The organism is Methylobacterium sp. WL116 (assembly GCF_008039455.1).
In the GTDB taxonomy this organism is placed as follows: Bacteria; Pseudomonadota; Alphaproteobacteria; order Rhizobiales; family Beijerinckiaceae; genus Methylobacterium.
This window is the reverse complement of sequence record NZ_VRUV01000046.1, coordinates 1-16,504: the sequence shown is the minus strand read 5'-3', so window position 1 is coordinate 16,504 and position 16,504 is coordinate 1. Positions and strand designations below refer to the sequence as shown.

Annotated in this window: 15 protein-coding genes, 2 tRNA genes and 3 pseudogenes; 8 read left to right on the top strand and 12 right to left on the bottom strand. The window is 63.8% G+C overall.

What is annotated here, in order from left to right; translation table 11 throughout:
* Positions 1-11: 11 nt before the first annotated feature.
* Together FV223_RS06590 and FV223_RS06585 are read right to left on the bottom strand one after the other, a co-directional pair.
* Positions 12-87: transfer RNA gene (locus tag FV223_RS06590), tRNA-Lys, on the bottom strand.
* 125 nt (positions 88-212) lie between these two features.
* Positions 213-734, bottom strand: a pseudogene (locus FV223_RS06585) (hypothetical protein); the annotation flags it as partial.
* A 316-nt stretch (positions 735-1,050) separates the two neighbouring features.
* Between FV223_RS06585 and FV223_RS06580 the strand changes: the two are divergent.
* The 3 genes from FV223_RS06580 to FV223_RS06570 all read left to right on the top strand — a co-directional run bounded on the left by FV223_RS06580 (position 1,051) and on the right by FV223_RS06570 (position 2,073).
* Positions 1,051-1,126: transfer RNA gene (locus tag FV223_RS06580), tRNA-Lys, on the top strand.
* 161 nt (positions 1,127-1,287) lie between these two features.
* The gene (locus FV223_RS06575; protein WP_147726050.1) at positions 1,288-1,746 is read left to right on the top strand and encodes a hypothetical protein; all 459 of its coding nucleotides are present in this window, start codon (positions 1,288-1,290) and stop codon (positions 1,744-1,746) included.
* A gap of 117 nt (positions 1,747-1,863) precedes the next feature.
* Complete coding sequence (locus FV223_RS06570; RefSeq protein ID WP_147726049.1) at positions 1,864-2,073, top strand: hypothetical protein; 210 nt, start codon at positions 1,864-1,866, stop codon at positions 2,071-2,073.
* A 35-nt stretch (positions 2,074-2,108) separates the two neighbouring features.
* Here FV223_RS06570 and FV223_RS06565 read toward each other — a convergent pair whose 3' ends face one another.
* Positions 2,109-2,399, bottom strand: a complete 291-nt coding sequence (locus FV223_RS06565; protein WP_147726048.1) for a hypothetical protein — start codon at positions 2,397-2,399, stop codon at positions 2,109-2,111.
* Between the two features lie 109 nt (positions 2,400-2,508).
* Between FV223_RS06565 and FV223_RS30150 the strand changes: the two genes are divergently transcribed.
* Both FV223_RS30150 and FV223_RS06560 read left to right on the top strand, forming a co-directional pair.
* Positions 2,509-2,664, top strand: coding sequence for a hypothetical protein (locus FV223_RS30150; protein WP_187276077.1), 156 nt, complete (start codon positions 2,509-2,511; stop codon positions 2,662-2,664).
* A gap of 92 nt (positions 2,665-2,756) precedes the next feature.
* On the top strand, positions 2,757-3,662 hold the full coding sequence (locus FV223_RS06560; protein WP_147726047.1) for a hypothetical protein: 906 nt from the start codon (positions 2,757-2,759) through the stop codon (positions 3,660-3,662).
* Positions 3,663-3,984: 322 nt separating this feature from the next.
* On the opposite strand, the gene FV223_RS06555 is transcribed toward FV223_RS06560, so the two are convergent.
* Entirely contained in the window at positions 3,985-4,542 is a 558-nt protein-coding gene (locus tag FV223_RS06555) for a hypothetical protein (protein WP_147726046.1), read from the bottom strand.
* 577 nt (positions 4,543-5,119) lie between these two features.
* On the opposite strand from FV223_RS06555, the gene FV223_RS06550 reads away from it, so the two are divergent.
* Positions 5,120-5,815, top strand: coding sequence for a thermonuclease family protein (locus tag FV223_RS06550; RefSeq protein WP_147726045.1), 696 nt, complete (start codon positions 5,120-5,122; stop codon positions 5,813-5,815).
* 141 nt (positions 5,816-5,956) lie between these two features.
* Here the strand turns inward: FV223_RS06550 and FV223_RS06545 are convergent, their stop codons facing one another.
* The 5 genes from FV223_RS06545 to FV223_RS06525 all read right to left on the bottom strand — a co-directional run bounded on the left by FV223_RS06545 (position 5,957) and on the right by FV223_RS06525 (position 10,403).
* The gene (locus FV223_RS06545) at positions 5,957-6,886 is read right to left on the bottom strand and encodes an arginase family protein (protein WP_147726044.1); all 930 of its coding nucleotides are present in this window, start codon (positions 6,884-6,886) and stop codon (positions 5,957-5,959) included.
* Positions 6,883-7,959: a M20/M25/M40 family metallo-hydrolase gene (locus FV223_RS06540; protein ID WP_246689622.1), complete on the bottom strand. Its 1,077-nt coding sequence runs from the start codon at positions 7,957-7,959 to the stop codon at positions 6,883-6,885. Before FV223_RS06540 ends, FV223_RS06545 begins: the two co-directional genes overlap by 4 nt.
* A 193-nt stretch (positions 7,960-8,152) precedes the next feature.
* Positions 8,153-8,818: an amino acid ABC transporter permease gene (locus FV223_RS06535; RefSeq protein WP_147726053.1), complete on the bottom strand. Its 666-nt coding sequence runs from the start codon at positions 8,816-8,818 to the stop codon at positions 8,153-8,155.
* Positions 8,818-9,615 (bottom strand): ABC transporter substrate-binding protein, encoded by a 798-nt coding sequence (locus FV223_RS06530; RefSeq protein ID WP_147726043.1) that lies wholly within the window; start codon positions 9,613-9,615, stop codon positions 8,818-8,820. The genes FV223_RS06535 and FV223_RS06530 overlap by 1 nt, the downstream gene beginning before the upstream one ends.
* A gap of 20 nt (positions 9,616-9,635) precedes the next feature.
* The gene (locus FV223_RS06525; protein WP_281406241.1) at positions 9,636-10,403 is read right to left on the bottom strand and encodes an amino acid ABC transporter ATP-binding protein; all 768 of its coding nucleotides are present in this window, start codon (positions 10,401-10,403) and stop codon (positions 9,636-9,638) included.
* A gap of 98 nt (positions 10,404-10,501) precedes the next feature.
* On the opposite strand from FV223_RS06525, the gene FV223_RS06520 reads away from it, so the two are divergent.
* The gene (locus FV223_RS06520; protein WP_147726042.1) at positions 10,502-11,401 is read left to right on the top strand and encodes a LysR family transcriptional regulator; all 900 of its coding nucleotides are present in this window, start codon (positions 10,502-10,504) and stop codon (positions 11,399-11,401) included.
* Between the two features lie 21 nt (positions 11,402-11,422).
* The gene (locus FV223_RS06515) at positions 11,423-13,690 is read left to right on the top strand and encodes an ATP-dependent RecD-like DNA helicase (RefSeq protein ID WP_147726041.1); all 2,268 of its coding nucleotides are present in this window, start codon (positions 11,423-11,425) and stop codon (positions 13,688-13,690) included.
* Here the strand turns inward: FV223_RS06515 and FV223_RS31595 are convergent.
* From FV223_RS31595 to FV223_RS06505, 3 genes and pseudogenes are all read right to left on the bottom strand, one after another.
* A pseudogene (locus FV223_RS31595) lies at positions 13,630-13,759 on the bottom strand (SOS response-associated peptidase); the annotation flags it as partial. The gene FV223_RS06515 and the pseudogene FV223_RS31595 sit on opposite strands and share 61 nt — an antisense overlap.
* A 37-nt stretch (positions 13,760-13,796) precedes the next feature.
* Positions 13,797-15,755, bottom strand: a complete 1,959-nt coding sequence (locus FV223_RS06510; RefSeq protein ID WP_147726040.1) for an AI-2E family transporter — start codon at positions 15,753-15,755, stop codon at positions 13,797-13,799.
* Positions 15,756-15,894: 139 nt separating this feature from the next.
* Positions 15,895-16,375, bottom strand: a pseudogene (locus FV223_RS06505) (DUF4113 domain-containing protein); the annotation flags it as partial.
* Between the last annotated feature and the right edge of the window lie 129 nt (positions 16,376-16,504).

Here is a 16,504-nt window from a genome sequence, read left to right as displayed (position 1 = left end):
GGCTAAAATGATGGTGAGCGCGTTGGGGTTCGAACCCAAGACCTACAGATTAAAAGTCCGTTGCTCTACCAGCTGAGCTACGCGCTCGCGTCCGGCACGGAGGCCAGCAGCGCATCGAACGCATCGAGCATGGGCATGGCGTCGCCGGCCTGGGCCGGGGGAGGCGTGCCCGGGCCGGCCGCCTCCGGATCGAGCGGGCTGCCGCCGCCATGGATGTGGCGCGCGGCGCGGACCGGGTCGTAGCTGGCCTCCGGCGGCGTGAACACGGAAAACCCGTCGCCGCGGATGCGGGCCGGCGCGAGGCCGAGGCGGTTGAGCGCGACTTGGGCCGCGATCCCGAGGCTCTGCCCGTTCACCTGCCGCAGCCAGCCCCAGGGCGCGCCCTCCGCATAGAGCCAGTCCGGGAACGGATGCGCGGTGCGGCGGGGCGCGTCGGCGGCGCACCACGTCGAATCGAGCGCGAACAGCACCGCGTGCACGGTGTTCCGGCGCAGGAACAGCCGCGCCAGCGTGCGCTGCTCGTCCGGCGTCGCGGCATTGACGGCCAGGTTGGCGAAGCGCGCCCCGAACGCCCGGTCGAGGGCGTTCGGATCGATGAGGCGCGCCGTTGAGGTGCCGAACACCGCCGCATCGTACCCGCCCGCGCGGGCGATCCGCGGATACATGAAGCGCTGGTTGCGATCCATGATCGCCCCCGGCCGGCCCGGGCGCGCGCGAAGGCCGTAGGGGTCCATCGCGGCGACGAAACCGATCGCGGCGAGGCCGGCCCCGAGGCCGGCGAGGGCGAAGGTCCCGGCGAAGCGCCGCCAGCGGCGGGAGGACGACGCCGGGGAGGAGAGGGGAGGGATCACGGCTGGCCTTCCGGCCCAAGGAGGGGGCGTTCGACCGCCGATGCCAGCAGACCATGGCGCCCGCGCGGCACGACGGCGCCCGCGCGCCTCGGATGCGACGCCGCACGGGCCACGCCCATGTTGACCCGTCCGGCGGCCTCCCCTATTCCACCCACGCCTCCCCGGGCCCGGCCCGCGCGGCCGACCGCACGGCGGACGCGAGCGCGTAGCTCAGCTGGTAGAGCAACGGACTTTTAATCTGTAGGTCTTGGGTTCGAACCCCAACGCGCTCACCATCATTTTAGCCCGCCTGGTCAATGACTTGGCGGGTTTTTTCTTGGCGGCAGGAACCTCAATCCGTGTTGCAGCGGCTTGCAACACGAACCTAACGTTTACAACGGGTTACGGCCGAGCGTAGGCTGGTCCGTGCAACACGGATGGAACACGATGAGCCTGAATGAAAAGCTTGCTCAGCTCGCAGGACGACAGGCCGAAGAGGCTCGGCGGAAAAAAGCTGTTCAGGAGGCTCAAGAGGCGGATCGCCGTGCGAGAGCAAGTACGGCAATCCGTACAGGCGTCATGGTCCGTTAATATGCAAGTATTGACCGAAGCTATTGATAGAGTGAATAGCGCTCTGTCACAACACGGCAAACCTCTATATCTGATCGCAGAGCAAAAATCGGATAGCGACAGAGTATATAAAGGAAAAATTGGATACACTCGCAAGCCCTTCCCGTTCGACGATGGAGATATGCAGAGAATACTTATGGTATTCGAAAATAATGGTGATATCAATTTCAAACTTGGAACAAAGTCAAGCTTTCCACGCAAGAGCATTACGCTCAAAATATCAGAAGCTGACATTGATGCATATACGAATGTGTTGATCGAATTTATTGACATGAACACTCCTTAAATTCCATATAAATTAATTTTACATCCAAGACTAAGAAAATAATTTACAATAGTGATAGCTGCGCTTCAACAAAGTATCTTTGTTTTTAATGTGTCTATTTAAACCGGAGCCATTTAGATGAAACAATTGACCGCCGCAGAGGCAAGAGCGATTCTTGAGGCTAACGTTGCCCAGGCCGAAGAAACTCTCGATCTCGCTCAATCGCTAGCTCGATCCAATCCGGGCAACCTTCGCGCTGGCCAACACATCAGAAAAGCACGACGAAGCCTTGAGACTCGCCAGGCGCATCTCGCATCACACAAAGAGCAGTTCCCCGACGCCGATTGAAGCTGCCAGATCCGTGGCTCGGTCGGATCCTGCTGCTACTGATATGCGTCGGGCGTGCGACGGATTAAGCCGGGATCCGACACCTGAGCATCGCGGATCTGCCGCGCCTCGTGCACGGCTTTGCGGGTGAGGCCGAGGTCGGTGACGGTGGCAGCAGGGATGTTACCGTCTGGAACATCCCTCCTACCCTGGCCGCCGTGCCCTTGGACTTCACCCCGCTCCTGCGCCGCGTCGTACTCGTCGGTGCGCCGGCGCTTCGCCCGTCCGTTCGCCCCTCCGGCAATGTAGCTTTTGCCGGCAGCGACGACCTGCCCTAACTGCAACATTCTGTTGAATCGCGGTCCGACATTGCGGATTCTGTCTGCCCCTCAAATGACCGATTTGATATAGCGACGATACAAGAACGAGTGCTCTAGGGAAGGACGATAGCTTTTCATGGCCGATGATATCGCTGTCGAGGCGGACGATGCCCCGAATGTCGTTGCAGAACAAGATGAGGTAGAGACGCCCACAAAAATGCCGCTCTTTCAGTTCTTCAGTGGGCTAAAGAAAATCATCTACTCTCTCTTTCAGGTATGGAAGAATCGATAGAGACGGAAGACGAAGAAGCCGTCGCAGATGTTCCCGGGACGTTTAACGCCCAGAGGGTCCAGGACGTATTTCGAAAACGCGCGATCAATCTTGTGGGCTTCGATGAAGCCGGCAGGCGAGTTGTAATTTTTACCAAAGGCAAACTTACGGCAACAGAACGAAAATTTATGCCGAGCAATTGGCCTGGTGGCTTTGCCGTCGAATATATTTATGGTGGCATTGCTCAGGTAAAAGGTAATCCTCCGCCGCCACAGGCGCATCGTCCTTACTTCGAGCACAATGGAAAGTACTGTTGTGGTAGCTCCGTATTTCCAGCGAATTGTATGGGCGCTGGAACGATCGGACTGCTCACGCGGGATGCCGATGGCGTGCTGCATGGCGTAAGCAACAACCATGTTTCAGGAGCGTGCAATCACGCTCAGCCGGGCCTACCGATCCTGGCTCCCGGCCCCGTCGACGTGACCGCCGAACACCGTGCGCCGTTCACGATTGGAAGACATGTGCGCTTGCTGCCTATCAACGATGGGATCCCGGAGAATGTGGACATCAGCGTCAACTGGGATGCATGCTGTTTCGAGATAGTGGATCCAGAAAACGTGACCTCGATGCAGGGGAATGCCTATGATACCCCGCTCGAGGTCGCTGATCCGATGCCAGGCATGCTCGTGGAAAAAGTCGGCAGGACCACGGGCCATACTCATGGCCAGATCGTCGCGCAGTCTGCCTCGCCCGTTCCGGTGGCTTATAATGTCCGGGAGTACGGCATCACGAAGAGCGTTTTTTTCGAGGAGACATTCATCATTCAGAGTTTCCCGACGCCATTTTCAAAGCCAGGAGACTCTGGTTCTCTCGTCGTGAGCCGTGACGCTCAGGGCGTGCGGAGAGCCGTCGGCTTGGTTTTTGCGGGGGACCCTGACAGAAATCTGAGTTTTATCCTGCCGTTAAGACCTATCCTGGATCAGCTTGAACTTCAGATTGTTGCGGGTCACAATCTTTGATGTCCGACGTTTCACCATTGGTGGCAGCGAAACGCTTGGCGGCTGATCTGAATCTGCCCGCCCAGCGTGGGTCTGTATTTGTCTGGCACACTGACGCGGGTCTATGCTTGGTAGTAGCAGCAGACCCAGAATGGCTCGAAAATCACCACTTTAACATGCATGAGTACCTAGGTTTTCCTGTTGAGCGGCGCGACCGCTTGAACGGCATAGCTTTTCCCGCTCACCACTGAGTTTCGATGCATATCTTGTTGGGGCGATGCGGCCTCACGGCCATCGGCCGAGGATACCCCTGACGGCGTCAGGGGAGAGAGTCCTCACTCTGCTATCCTGGTGGGGTGGGGACAACCGCAGACGCATCCATGATCTGCCCGAGCGTCACGAGCGAAACGAGCGCCCCGAGACTGATGCTGCCCCAGGCTGTCCACATAGCCCATCGGATGAGCTTTGCCGCTCGCTCCAGCACAGCGCGATTGGCGGTAATGCACTCAGCGCTGTCCTCGAGAGCCTCGGCCTTCGATAGCCCGAGGGGCTTCTTCCCCTTCACGTCCGCGACCCACCCCGCCGGCGTGTTGCCCACATAGCTGAATGCATCGGGCATCGCAGAGAGGTTGGCGAGCACCATGGCAGCCAGCAATCCAGCGACCACCGCCAATCCGATGATGCCGAACGGGAGGAAATCGGGCTTGGTCACTAGGACGGTGACGCTCGCCGTTGCGATCACCGAGGCGGCCGTCGCCAGGAACCCAAAGAAGGTCATTGCTCGCTGATTACCAGCCAGCGCCACCGTCAACTGTGCACCGAGATAGGCGTCGGCCTCTCGCTTGATCAGATCGAGCGTGCCATCTTCGGCCGTCGCGAACGTATCGGTGATCTCAGACATGACTGCTGGCCTGGATGCTCATCCTGAGAAACGCCCGACGGGCACGAAAAGCCCTGGAGCTGATACACATCGCATCGACGAGACCAAGCGGGCGCCCGCGCAGGATCACGTGATCAAAAGCGACGATCATCCGAAGCGACGCCTGCCGCAACCCGAGCAGAAACCCCCGTCCAAATCACCAGAGAAACCTGCACCGAAGCCATTAGGTGGCGATAGAAAGAAGTAGCCATCAGCAAGAGGCTATCGCATCTGATCGGCTTTCGCCGGGGCCGGCCCTTCGTCCCAGCGATCCGGACTTCCCCTCCCGCTATGGGGCCGGCGAGCGGCCTCAGCCCCTCAGGCGCCGGCCGCCGGCCCGATAGTGTCAGGAAGCGGTCCCCGAGCTTCTGCGATTTGGCCGGCAGACCGCGCCTCCATCTGGTTGAGGATGATGTCGAGCGAGCCGTCGGGATGCTACCGCACCTCAGCAGCGGTGACCGGCTCACCATTGTTGGTGACGTTTACCGTGGAAGGTGCAGCGCTGGTGTCCGAATGGACGCTACTCGACAGGTCGTCGGCAACGCGTAGGGTCATTCGCATGCGTCACGCCCTGCTCACCGCCATCATCATGTTGCAGGGTGGGGGCGCATTCGCTGCCGAGCCGATCATCGGCCGGGCCAGCGTCACCGATGGCGACACGGTGGTGATCCACGGCATCCGCATTCGCCTCTTCGGCATCGACGCGCCGGAGAGCGCCCAGGTATGCGAGGACGCCGCCGGCAAGGAGTACCGCTGCGGACAGGTTGCTGCCCTCGCGCTGTCGGACCGGATCGGCGAGGCGCCAATCTCATGTGAGTCTCGGGACACCGACCGTTATGGTCGCACCGTTGCCATCTGCAGGAAGGGCCCTGAGGACCTGAACGCCTGGATGGTGGCGCAAGGCCATGCCATCGCCTTCCGGCGCTACTCGACCGACTATGCTGGACAGGAAGCACAGGCGCGTGCGGCCAAGCGAGGGATTTGGGCCGGCACGTTCGAGGACCCATCCGGGTGGCGTCGAGCGCGTCGAGGTGGAGTGGCGGCGCGAGCAGCTGACGAGCCAACACCAGCCGGATCGAATGCCTCCATGACGTGCACGATCAAGGGCAACATCTCGGCCAGGGGCGATCGGATCTACCACCTGCCAGGGACGAGCGCCTACACGCGCACCGTGATCGACGAGAAGGCCGGCGAGCGCATGTTCTGCACCGAGGACGAGGCGAAAGCAGCCGGGTGGCGGGCGCCGCGGGGCTGAGATGGATCTAGAGGAGGCAGCGTTCGGCTGTCGACCATGAACCAGCGGTGACGCTAACTCGGTTCGATCTGGATGCGACCACCACGATTGCGAATGGCATTGCGCATATGATTTCGGTGCGAGGCGGCCCGCCATCTCGGGTCAGGTGAGTAGCCCGAATTGACGGGCTAACAGCACCATCGTCTCCATGATCATGTGAGCGCACAGATGCGCGGCCATGTCGTTTACGTCATGGGGCGGGCTAACGGTGTTGAAGTCGACCGCGACGATGTTCAGGTCGGTAAGACTGCGAAGGAGCTCGATACCTTCCCGAGCACTAAGGCCACCCCAACTTGGGGTGCACACGCCTGGTGCGACCGACGGGTCGAACACGTCCATGTCCCAGCACAGATAGACGGGACGTCCAGCGACGGCGTGGCGGAACTCCGCGATGGTCTGTTCGAAGCCGCGTCGCAGCAGCGTCTCGGTGGTGACCACGCGGAAGCCAAGATGGTTGGCATGGTCGAGGACGCCGTCACGATAGGTGAACCCACGGATGCCGACATGCCAGGAGAGTGCGGCGTCGACGAGACCTTCTTCGGCCGCGTTCGTGAACTGGGTTGCGGCGTTGTAGCGATCTTCCGGAACGTAGGGGTAAGCGTCGGTATGGCTGTCGATGTGCAGCGCGACGAGGCCGGGATGCTGTCGAGCCGCGGCCCGCATCAGCGCAAGCGATACGGAGCCGTCGCCACCGATGCCGATCGGAACGGCCCCGGTCTCGAGGATCGACGTCGCCGCGGCCTCGATGCGGGGGAGTGCGTCCTTGATGCGGCCCGGCGTCAGGATCGCATCTCCGCAATCGACGGCACCGAGCAGTGTGAGCAGGTCCGCATCGGCCAGGGCCGGGTGATACCGGCGGATCAGGCCGGATTGCTGCCGCACGTGCGTCGGCCCCTGGCGAGCGCCGACGCGGAAGGGATGCGTGCCGCAGTCGAACGGTGCGCCTAGGATCGCGGCACGGCAGCCCGGGCCTGGACGTCCGGCCGGCAGCCCCATGAAGGTCACGGGTTGGTGGAAGAGGGGTTCGGTCACGACGCGTCCTGAAGCAGATCGAAGGCGGTCAGCGCATGCACTCGTACGACCTGGTCGAGATCGCTGATGAGCACGAACTCGTCAGGGCTTCCCATTCCGTGGGGCGTGGGTCCGTAGACAACGGTCGGCAGCCCGGCCATCCGGAACCAGCGAGCGTCGGATCCCCCGACGCGCATGTTCACGGCGACCGGTGCGCCGGTGACGGCATGCGCGGCAGCCGTGCACGTCGTGACTACGGGATGAGAGGGATCCGTGTGGTTCGGGGCGAACCGGCGCAGGACCCGGTAGCTGATGCTGGGCTCATCGAGCGCGCGAGCAAGGGCCTCTTCCACTACCTCGATGGAGAGACCGACCGGTATTCGGATGTCGAGTGCGGCGCTCGCACGGGCAGGCACGAGGTTCGGCGATGTGCCACCCTGGATCAGCCCGATGTTCACGGTGCAGCGTCCCAGGACCTCCGCTTCGCCGTCGCCGGCGAGCGGCTCCGAGATCGACTTCGACGCCGCGATCGCCTGACTTACTGCGAGCGGGGCATTCGCGAGCAGTTCGCGTAGGCCGGAGAGGCGGTCGAGGGCGCGCCGAAGCCGGTCGATAGCGTTGTCGCCCCGATGCACGTGCGCCCCGTGTGCCGGACGACCCGAGGCCACGACCTCGACCCAGAGGAACCCCTTCTCACCGAAGCGCAGCACCCTCGGCGAACCAGCATCTGCGATGAGGACGGCATCGCCCGTCGCCCAGGGCAGGTTGTCCATCAGCCAACGCGTCCCGAGTGGACCCATGGTCTCCTCGTCGCCCGCAAGCGTCAGCACGAGCTCGCCGCACCAATACGATCGGACCTTTGCAAGGGCGGAGAAGGCGAGGATCGCCGCGGCGATGCCGCCCTTCATGTCGGACGCTCCGCGGCCGTAGAGCCTGTCCCCGTCCAGCACGCCGGAAGGATCCACGGTCCAATCCTCTGGTGCGCCGACTGGGTAGGTGTCGAGGTGCCCGTTGAAGATCACGCGGGGGCCCGGCCCTCGGCCATGGATGCGGGCAGCGAGGTTGACGATCCCGGGCGCGGGTTCGTGGCGCACAATCTCCGCGTCCGGAACATGCTCTCTGAGGATCGCTGCGGCAACATCGGCAGCCTCGCGCGTCGATCCAGGCGGATTCGGCGAAGCAGCCCGAACGAGGCGGAGGGCAAGTTCAGCGACGGCGTCCGCACGCGTCTCTGCAAGGCGGTGTCGGATCTCAGCGACTGGCAGAGTGTCGGATGCAAACGAGGTTTCAACGGCAGGCAAGACGGCGCTCCCACATGCGGATCGACTGCGTCAGGGGCCAGCAGATCGCGAAATAAACCAGTCCGATGAAGGTAAAGATCTCCAGCGGTCGGAAGGTGCTCGAGGACAGCTCCATGCCTCGCCGCGTCACCTCGCCGACCGAGATCACCGAGGCGAGCGAGGAGTATTTGATCAGTTGCACGAAGTTGGCGGCGAGCGGCGGCAGGATCAGACGCACCGCCTGAGGGAGGACGATGCGGACGAAGGCTTGTCCCTGCGACAGCCCGAGGACCTGCGCCGCCTCTCGATGGCCGACCGGCACAGCCTGGATGCCCGCCCGGAAGACCTCCGCGATGAAGGCTGAGGAGTAGATCGACAGACCGATGATGCTGGCGGTAAGGGCGTCGAGCCGAATGCCGAGCAGCATCGGAAGAACGTAGTAGACCCAGAGGAGCTGGACGAGGATCGGCGTGTTGCGGATCACCTCGCCGAAGGCGTAGGCGACCGCCCGCGCTGGCCATAGACGCGACGCGGACATTGCTGCGATGACGAGCCCGCCGAACGTCGCGAAGACGAGGGTCAAGGCAGAGATGAGGAGCGTCATCCCCACGCCCGACATCAGGAAGCCGATGTTGGCGGGGATGACGTCCCAACGGAATTGGTAGGCCCCCATCACGGCGCGACGATCGGACCGAGGCCGTTGCGCTCGGCGGCTTTGGCGAGCCGCCCGTCCAGTTTGATCGTCTCGACGAAGAGGTTGACGTAGTTCAGCCAGATCTGGTCGCCCTGCGGCACCACGTAGGCGTAGGGCGTGACGGCAAGCTTCTCGGGCGGCGTCAGGAACTCGGTGCCGAACTCCTTCTTCATCTTCAGTGCGGTCGGAAAATCCGACATGATGACGTCGGCACGATTGGACATCATCTCTGCCTGCACCGTCGCCGGCGCCGTCACAGCGGTCAGGCTGGCGTTCTTCAGGTAGCCGCGCATGAACGGCTCGATGTAGCTTCCTAGCGTCACCGCGACCGCGACGCCCTTCTGGTCGATGTCGCTCCACTGCTTGACCCGCCCGCCCGGCCGGATCACGGCGTAGATGTTGGTGACGAGGTAGGGCCGACTGAAGGCGACCGCCTGCGCGCGCTTCATGGTGGCGCCGACGCCGAACATACCAATCTCGCACTTGTTGGCCTGGAGATCGGCAGTGAAGGTCCCAAACGAGGTCTCGACGTATTCGAGATCGACGCCGAGATCCTTTGCAAACTCCTTAGACAAGTCGGCGTCGATCCCCTCCAACTGGCCGGTCTGAGGGTTGCGCATCGTGATCGCGTAGTAGAGCGGCCAGACGCAGACGCGCAGCTTGTGCGCCTTCGTCACTTGGTAAAGTCGGGATTCCGCCTGCTGGGCCTGCGCCGCGCTGCCAGCCAAGGCCAACGCGAAAGCACCGGCAGCCGCCAGGGTCTTGAACCGTCCCATCGATCTCTCCTCGGTTCTAGTCAGTCTTCGAGTTGTGAAAGAAAGCGCTGCGCCCGGGCGCTTGCGGGCGCCGCGAAGAAGCGCTCGGACGGCGCCTCCTCGACGATCTGACCCTGGTCCATGAACACGATCCGGTCCGCGACGCGGCGGGCGAAGCCCATCTCGTGGGTCACGACCATCATCGTCATGCCCTCCTCGGCCAGGGCCTGCATGACGACGAGGACCTCCCGGCGAAGCTCGGGATCGAGGGCGCTCGTCGGCTCATCGAACAGCAGCACCGACGGCCGCATCGCCAGGGCACGCGCGATCGCGACACGCTGCTGCTGTCCGCCCGAGAGACGCGTCGGGTAGACATCACGTTTGTCCGCTAACCCGACCTTCGCCAGGAGCAGCTCGGCCTGAGCGATCGCTTTGTCTTTCGGAACGCCGCGAGCGCGCATGGGCGCCTCGATCACGTTGGCCAGGACGCTCATGTGCGGCCACAGATTGAACTGTTGGAAGACCATCCCGATGTCGGCGCGCACGCCCCAGGCTGCCTTCCGAACCTCAGCGCTCTGCCGCGGAGCGCCGACGATCTGGTCGCGCATGACGATGCGGCCGCCCTGAGGCTCCTCCAACAAAGCCAGGCATCGCAGAAGGGTTGTCTTGCCCGATCCGCTGGGGCCGATCACGCACACGACTTCGCCCTCGCGTAGGGCGAGGTCGACCTCACGGAGGACTGGCGTGCTGCCGTAAGCCTTCGTCAGCGCCTCAGCGGCGAGAATCTTTGGTGGGGCCCTGCTATCCATAACTCAGGATTAGCAATGCTTATGCCAATCTTGTCAAATCAGTTATCAAACTGAATTTTTCGTTTGATAGCCGCTGTTTGGACCCATAAACATCGCTTATGGATATCAGGCAAATTCAGATCTTCGCTGCGGTTGTCGAGAGCGGCTCGATGACGGCGGCAGCCCGCTCGCTCGGGGTAACCCAGCCTGCCGTCTCGGCGGCACTCGCTCATCTCGAACGTCACGCCGGTTTCCAACTGTTCGCCCGGGAAGGGCGCCAAATCGTGCCGACGGCGGAGGCGCTGTTGCTTCATCAGGAGGCGCTGCGAGCGTTGGCTAGCCTGGCGCGGCTCGACGAGGCGGCTGCCGGCATCCAGGCGGCGACCCGCGGACACCTGACCATCGCGTCCAATCCGGGACCAGGCATCGCGTGGCTCCCGCAGATACTTGCGGCTTTTCGGGCGTCGCGTCCCCAGGTCACAGTCCGTTTCCTGACTCGCAGTTCACGCGAGGTGCGTGATCTTGTTGCGACGCGTGCCTTCGATCTCGGCATCGCCGAGGCGCCGTTCGATCGGACCGACGCCATCGTGCATCGCTACCGGTTCGACTGCGTGGCGGTGCTACGCATCGACCATGTGCTCGCTAATGAGGCGCAGCTCACCCCGGCCCTCCTAGACGATCATCCATTAATTGGGTTGCTGCCGGACCACGGCACGACGATACCAATCGCCCGCGCCTTTGAGGCAGCGGGAACCCGCGCAAATATTGTCGCCGAGTGCGAATTCTACGCAACGGCTCTAAATCTCGTCCTACACGGGGTAGGAGTTTGCATCTCTGATCCGATCAGTGCGGCTCAAGCGACTCTCAGTCGATCTGATCTCGTCGTTAGGCCCTTCATCCCAACTATTCCTTACGAAGTCGGTGTTTTGCGGCCTTCACGGGGAGGCACGTCGCATCTTGCAGAGCGCTTCATTGAGACCTTAGACGAATTCGTTAGGCCCTACCTTGTGACTTCGTAACCAAGTGATAGAGCATCCGACGTGAACAGAGGCGCGCCGCAGAAGTCGTTCAACCACGGCGCACCTCTCGAGACGCTCGCAGGCACGATCGAGCGCGTCACCTTCCACAACCCCGAGACCGGCTTTTGCGTGCTCAAGGTCCAAGCGCGGGGAAAGCGCGACCTGGTACCGGTGATCGGCCATGCACCTGCGATTGCCGCCGGTGAGTGGATCACGGCAACCGGGATCTGGTTCACAGACCGGCAGCACGGGCTCCAGTTCAAAGCCGATACGCTCAAGGCCACACCACCGACCGGGGTCGAGGGCATCGAGCGCTACCTCGCGTCTGGCTACATGCGCGGCATCGGACCCGCCATGGCCAAGCGCATCGTGGCGCTGTTCGGAGAAGCCACCTTCGAGGTCATCGAAGCCGATCCCGAGCGCCTGAAGGAGGTCTCCGGTATCGGCCCGACGCGGGCGGCTCGCATCGTCTCAGGCTGGGCCGAGCAGAAGGCCGTGCGGGAGATCATGATCTTCCTGCACGCGCACGGCGTCGGCACTGCGCGCGCGGTGCGGATCTTCAAGACCTATGGCTACGAGTCGATCGCCGTGATGACCGAGGATCCCTACCGCCTCGCCCGTGACATCCGCGGCATCGGCTTCCGGACCGCGGACGCGATCGCGATGCGTCTCGGGCTGACCAAGGAGGCGCCCCAGCGGCTCCGGGCCGGTGTGTCGTTCGCGCTGCAGACTGCCATGGACGAGGGGCATTGTGGCTTGCCGATCGAACGGCTGATCGTGCTCGCTCAGAAGCTCCTTGAGGTCGACGTTGCTCTCGTCCGCACTGCTGTCGCCGACGAGCTCGCGCGTGGCGAGGAGGTCGTCGCCGACACGGTCGACAACGAGCCCTGCGTGTTCTTGAAAGGCCTACATGCCGCTGAACGAGCGATCGCCGAGCGGCTCGTCACCCGGGCTCGCGGCTCACCCCCGTGGCCCAGCATCGACCTCGACAAGGCTCGCCCCTGGGTCGAGGCGAAGACGGGCAAGACGCTCTCGCCTTCTCAGGAAGAGGCCATCCGTCTGATGCTGGTCTCGAAGCTCTGCGTCATCACCGGCGGGCCAGGTGTCGGCAAGACCAGCACCCTCGACTCGCTCCTGCGTATCCTCACGGCCAAGGGCGTGAAGGTGCTGCTCGCCGCACCGACAGGTCGCGCCGCCAAGCGGATGACCGAGCAGACCCGGCTCGAGGCCAGGACCATTCACCGCCTGCTGGAGATCGACCCGAAGCGCGGCGGCTTCTCGCGCAACGAGGAGAACCCGCTGGACTGCGACCTGCTCGTGCTCGACGAGTGCTCGATGATCGACGTGCCGCTGATGAACGCCCTCCTGAAGGCCGTGCCGGAGCCTGCAGGGCTTCTTCTCGTCGGCGACGTCGATCAGCTCCCCTCGGTCGGCCCAGGCCAGGTGCTGGCCGACGTCATCGCCTCGGACCGCGTGCCCGTGGCACGACTGACCGAGGTGTTCCGCCAGGCAGCCGAGAGCCGGATCATCGTCAACGCCCACCGCATCAACCAGGGCCAGATGCCGGAGCGGCCACAGCCGGGCGAGAAGGCCGACTTCTACCTGATCGAGATCGACGACCCCGACGTCGGTGTCGCCAAGCTGATCGAGGTCGTGACCAAGCGCATCCCACGCTCGTTCGGGCTCGATCCGATCCGGGACGTGCAGGTCCTGACGCCGATGCTGCGTGGCTCGCTCGGCTCGCGCAACCTCAACCACGAGCTCCAGCGCGTGCTGAATCCGAACCCAGCCCAACAGATCGAGCGCTTCGGCTGGCGCTTCGCTCCCGGCGACCGGGTCATGGAGACACAGAACGATTACGACCGCGACGTGTTCAACGGCGATCTCGGCATGGTGGCCCGCATCGACGAGGAGGAGGGCGCCGTCGTCGTCACCTTCGATGGGCGTGAGGTGATCTACCCCTACGGCGAGCTCGACACGCTGGTGCCGGCCTTCGCTACGACGATCCACAAGAGCCAGGGCTCGGAGTATCCTGCCGTGGTGATCCCAATCGTGACACAGCACTTCAACATGCTGGCCAGGAACCTCCTCTACACCGGCGTCACCCGCGGCAAGCAGCTCGTCGTGCTGATCGGTCAGCGCAAGGCGATCGGCATGGCAGTTCGAGGTGGCAGTGCGAAGCGACGCTGGACGAAGCTACGGGAATGGTTGGCTGGGCCAAATCAGGTGCCATCGCTACGCGATCCACGAGCAACCTCCATTATACCGGCGTCTGGCAGCGGCCGCTGAAGCTGCAATGCCCCCTCCGCCGGCGCCTTCAAGCCACGTGCGCCACTCCTCCGGCGTGGTCAGCAGAAGCCCTACGACGCTCAGCAGCAAGCGCGGTTCGAACAGGTCAGGCGGCCGCGCTTCTATCGACGACCGCCTTATCGGCAGCACTCAAGCAAGCATCCACACCGTCGCGCAGCGAAGAAACATAGGCATCCGCCCCAACCTGCCGGCCGAGCGCAGCATTGGTGAGAACCTCTTCTCCGACGGGCCACAGGCCGACTAGCACGGGTACGCCGGGCGCCCGTCGTTTCAGCCGCTCCAGCAGGTAGCGCAGGTGCGATGGGTTCCCGGTGATGTCGAGGTAGGAGATGCAGATCATCGCTACGCCGGAGAGTTCGAGCTCGCGGATGCCCTCGCGCGAGGCGGATTGATAGGGCGTCACGCGCGCGCCGAGCCCGTGCTTGCGCAGTAGCTGCGCCAACATCGCCGAGGAGGCCTCATCGAGCGGGCCGCGTCCGGCAAGGCACAACACCGGCGCCTCGCCGCGCCACGCCTCTGGGAGTGCATCCCGCGGCGGGGCCTGGGCCGGCACCGCCTCGGTCTTCGTGTGCGTCCTCTCGGCCAGCGTCGGGGTGTCGGACGGATTGACCGCCTTGGCATCGACGGCCGGCTCAACGTCGTCGTGGCCTTCGAAATCCTCGACTAGCGAACGGGCGGAAGCGCGGATGTTTTCCAGTTGGCCGGGGGTAACGACCCCACGCGCGAAGTCGTTGGCGGCGAGCTGCAGGCCCTTCAGCGCCACCTCATCGTAGTACGAGGACAGCGAGCGATCCTTCAGCATGCCTTCGGCCACCTCCCGTACCTCGTCCGGGTCACCGGCGAGCATGCGTTGGTAGAAGTTCTCCACCGGGGTGAGTGGCGGCCGGTCACCGAGCAAAACGTCGAAGAACTCCAAGCTGTCGACGTGACGGCCGAGCACAACGAGGCAAACGGTGAACGGGGTGGCCAGGATCAAGCCGATGGGACCCCAGAGGAAGCCCCAGAACAAGGTCGAGACGATCACCGCGAAGGGCGAGAGCCCGGTCGAGTGACCGTACAGCAGCGGCTCGATCACCTGCCCGAAGATCGGCTCGGCGATCAGGAAGAGCGCCGCAGTCGCGATGACCATCGACCAGCCCGGGTCCACCGCGGCTGCCAGGGCGACCGGGAAAACTCCTGAGATGAAGGCGCCGATGTAAGGCACGAACCGCATCAGCGCCGAGAACACGCCCCACAGGAGGGGGTTGGGTACGCCGATGATCCAAAGGCCGACGCCGACGATGCCGCCGAAAGCGGCGTTCATGCCGAGCTGGGCGAGGAAATAGGTGCCGAGCCGGCCCGCGGCATCGTCCATCGCCACCGTCGTGCGGTGCAGGTCGCTCGACCCGAACAGGCGGATCATCCGGTTGCGCAGGTCCTCGCGCTGGAGCAGCAGGAACACCACCACGACGAGCACGATGCCGACCGTGGTCAGGGGCTCGAAGATTGGGCCAAGTACCTTCTCAGCCAGCGCCAACGGGGAGATCTCAGGTTCCTGGACGCGGACCAACTGAGCCTTCGGCGTGGCGCCCGCGGGGCCTGTCGCGGCCGTGGTCCCTGCGGCATCCGCCTTTTGAGTGGCGTCGTGAACCTCGTGGCTGAACTTCGCGATGACCTTGTTGGCATCGCCGAGCCAACCCTGCTGAAGCCCAGCGAACTTCTTTTGCACGGTGGCCTGGTATTGCGGCAGGTTGCCGGCAAGCCCCGCGACCTGGGTTCCGATGACCGCGCCGATGCCACCGATGACGCCGAGTGCCAGCAGCACCGCGACGATAACGGAAGGCACGCGTCCAAGCTTGATCCGACGAAGGAGGTTGACTACCGGGGCCAGGACGAAGCTGAGAAGCACCGCCAGCACCAGGGGGATGAACACCTCGCGACCGAAGTACAGGGCGGCCACCAGCACCACGCCGACCGCAAGGGTCAGGAGCCCGCGCAAACCCGGGACAAGGGGCGGCGGTACCTGGGCAGGCGGCTTCGGAGCTTCGGTCGCGCTGGTCGGCATACGGCGGTTTCCTGGAAGCCCGACGCGATCGCAGGGCGCACCGCCGTCAACGCCAGTGACGAGATTTTGTCCCGTATCCTTTATACCCCAGGCCTTGAGGCCCGGTGGCCCACGCGATGATGGCGTTGGTTGATCGGGCTTAGTCCGCCACCGCGACCGGTAGCTCGCTGACCTGCGTCGTGTAGCGCAGCGTGCGCATCTCGAACTTCGTGCACCAGGTCCGCTTCTCGACGAGCCCAGCGCGGGCGGGGACGACGCTGCCGCGGCCGAAGCGGGCGTTGCAGGCGTCGATCGCCGCCATCAGCGGGCCAGCGCGCGCGGTCGAGCTGCCTGATCAGAGCGCGCGGGCTGGCGTCGAGCAGCATCAGGTCCGTGGTGACAATCCCGGCCTTGCTGAACCGCCACGGCTGGGCGCCGGGCTCGCGCCAGGTACTCGCAACGCCGAGGCAGGCGGCTTTGATGAGCGCCAGCGTGTCGTTCGTCGCCTCCGGCAGCGTCACCGTGGTCGAGACCGAGCGCATCGGTGCGCCCCGGTCGTGCTCGCTCGTATGGTAGAACACCGAGACGTGGTTGGTGCCGAGGCCATCGCGCAGGCGCTTCTCGCCGAGCCGCGTCGCGTGCGTGTGTAGGGCGGTGACAAAACCATCCACTGGAGCGTCGGCGGGGTGCTGATGCGGCCGGGGTAAAAGCCGGCCAGTGGAGAGGCTTCTCTTTCGGGAGGGGCCCAGGATGTTTGCCGTGGAAGTCTA

Bases quoted from the DNA above. Each gene is read 5' to 3' on its own strand.
- FV223_RS06575 (WP_147726050.1), top strand. From the start codon at position 1,288: ATGAAAAGCTTGCTCAGCTCGCAGGACGACAGGCCGAAGAGGCTCGGC.
- FV223_RS06535 (WP_147726053.1), bottom strand. From the start codon at position 8,818: ATGGGGGCCTACCAATTCCGTTGGGACGTCATCCCCGCCAACATCGGC.
- FV223_RS06530 (WP_147726043.1), bottom strand. From the start codon at position 9,615: ATGGGACGGTTCAAGACCCTGGCGGCTGCCGGTGCTTTCGCGTTGGCC.
- FV223_RS06565 (WP_147726048.1), bottom strand. From the start codon at position 2,399: ATGTTGCAGTTAGGGCAGGTCGTCGCTGCCGGCAAAAGCTACATTGCC.
- FV223_RS06570 (WP_147726049.1), top strand. From the start codon at position 1,864: ATGAAACAATTGACCGCCGCAGAGGCAAGAGCGATTCTTGAGGCTAAC.
- FV223_RS30150 (WP_187276077.1), top strand. From the start codon at position 2,509: ATGGCCGATGATATCGCTGTCGAGGCGGACGATGCCCCGAATGTCGTT.
- FV223_RS06520 (WP_147726042.1), top strand. From the start codon at position 10,502: ATGGATATCAGGCAAATTCAGATCTTCGCTGCGGTTGTCGAGAGCGGC.
- FV223_RS06555 (WP_147726046.1), bottom strand. From the start codon at position 4,542: ATGTCTGAGATCACCGATACGTTCGCGACGGCCGAAGATGGCACGCTC.
- FV223_RS06550 (WP_147726045.1), top strand. From the start codon at position 5,120: ATGCGTCACGCCCTGCTCACCGCCATCATCATGTTGCAGGGTGGGGGC.
- FV223_RS06510 (WP_147726040.1), bottom strand. From the start codon at position 15,755: ATGCCGACCAGCGCGACCGAAGCTCCGAAGCCGCCTGCCCAGGTACCG.
- FV223_RS06525 (WP_281406241.1), bottom strand. From the start codon at position 10,403: ATGGATAGCAGGGCCCCACCAAAGATTCTCGCCGCTGAGGCGCTGACG.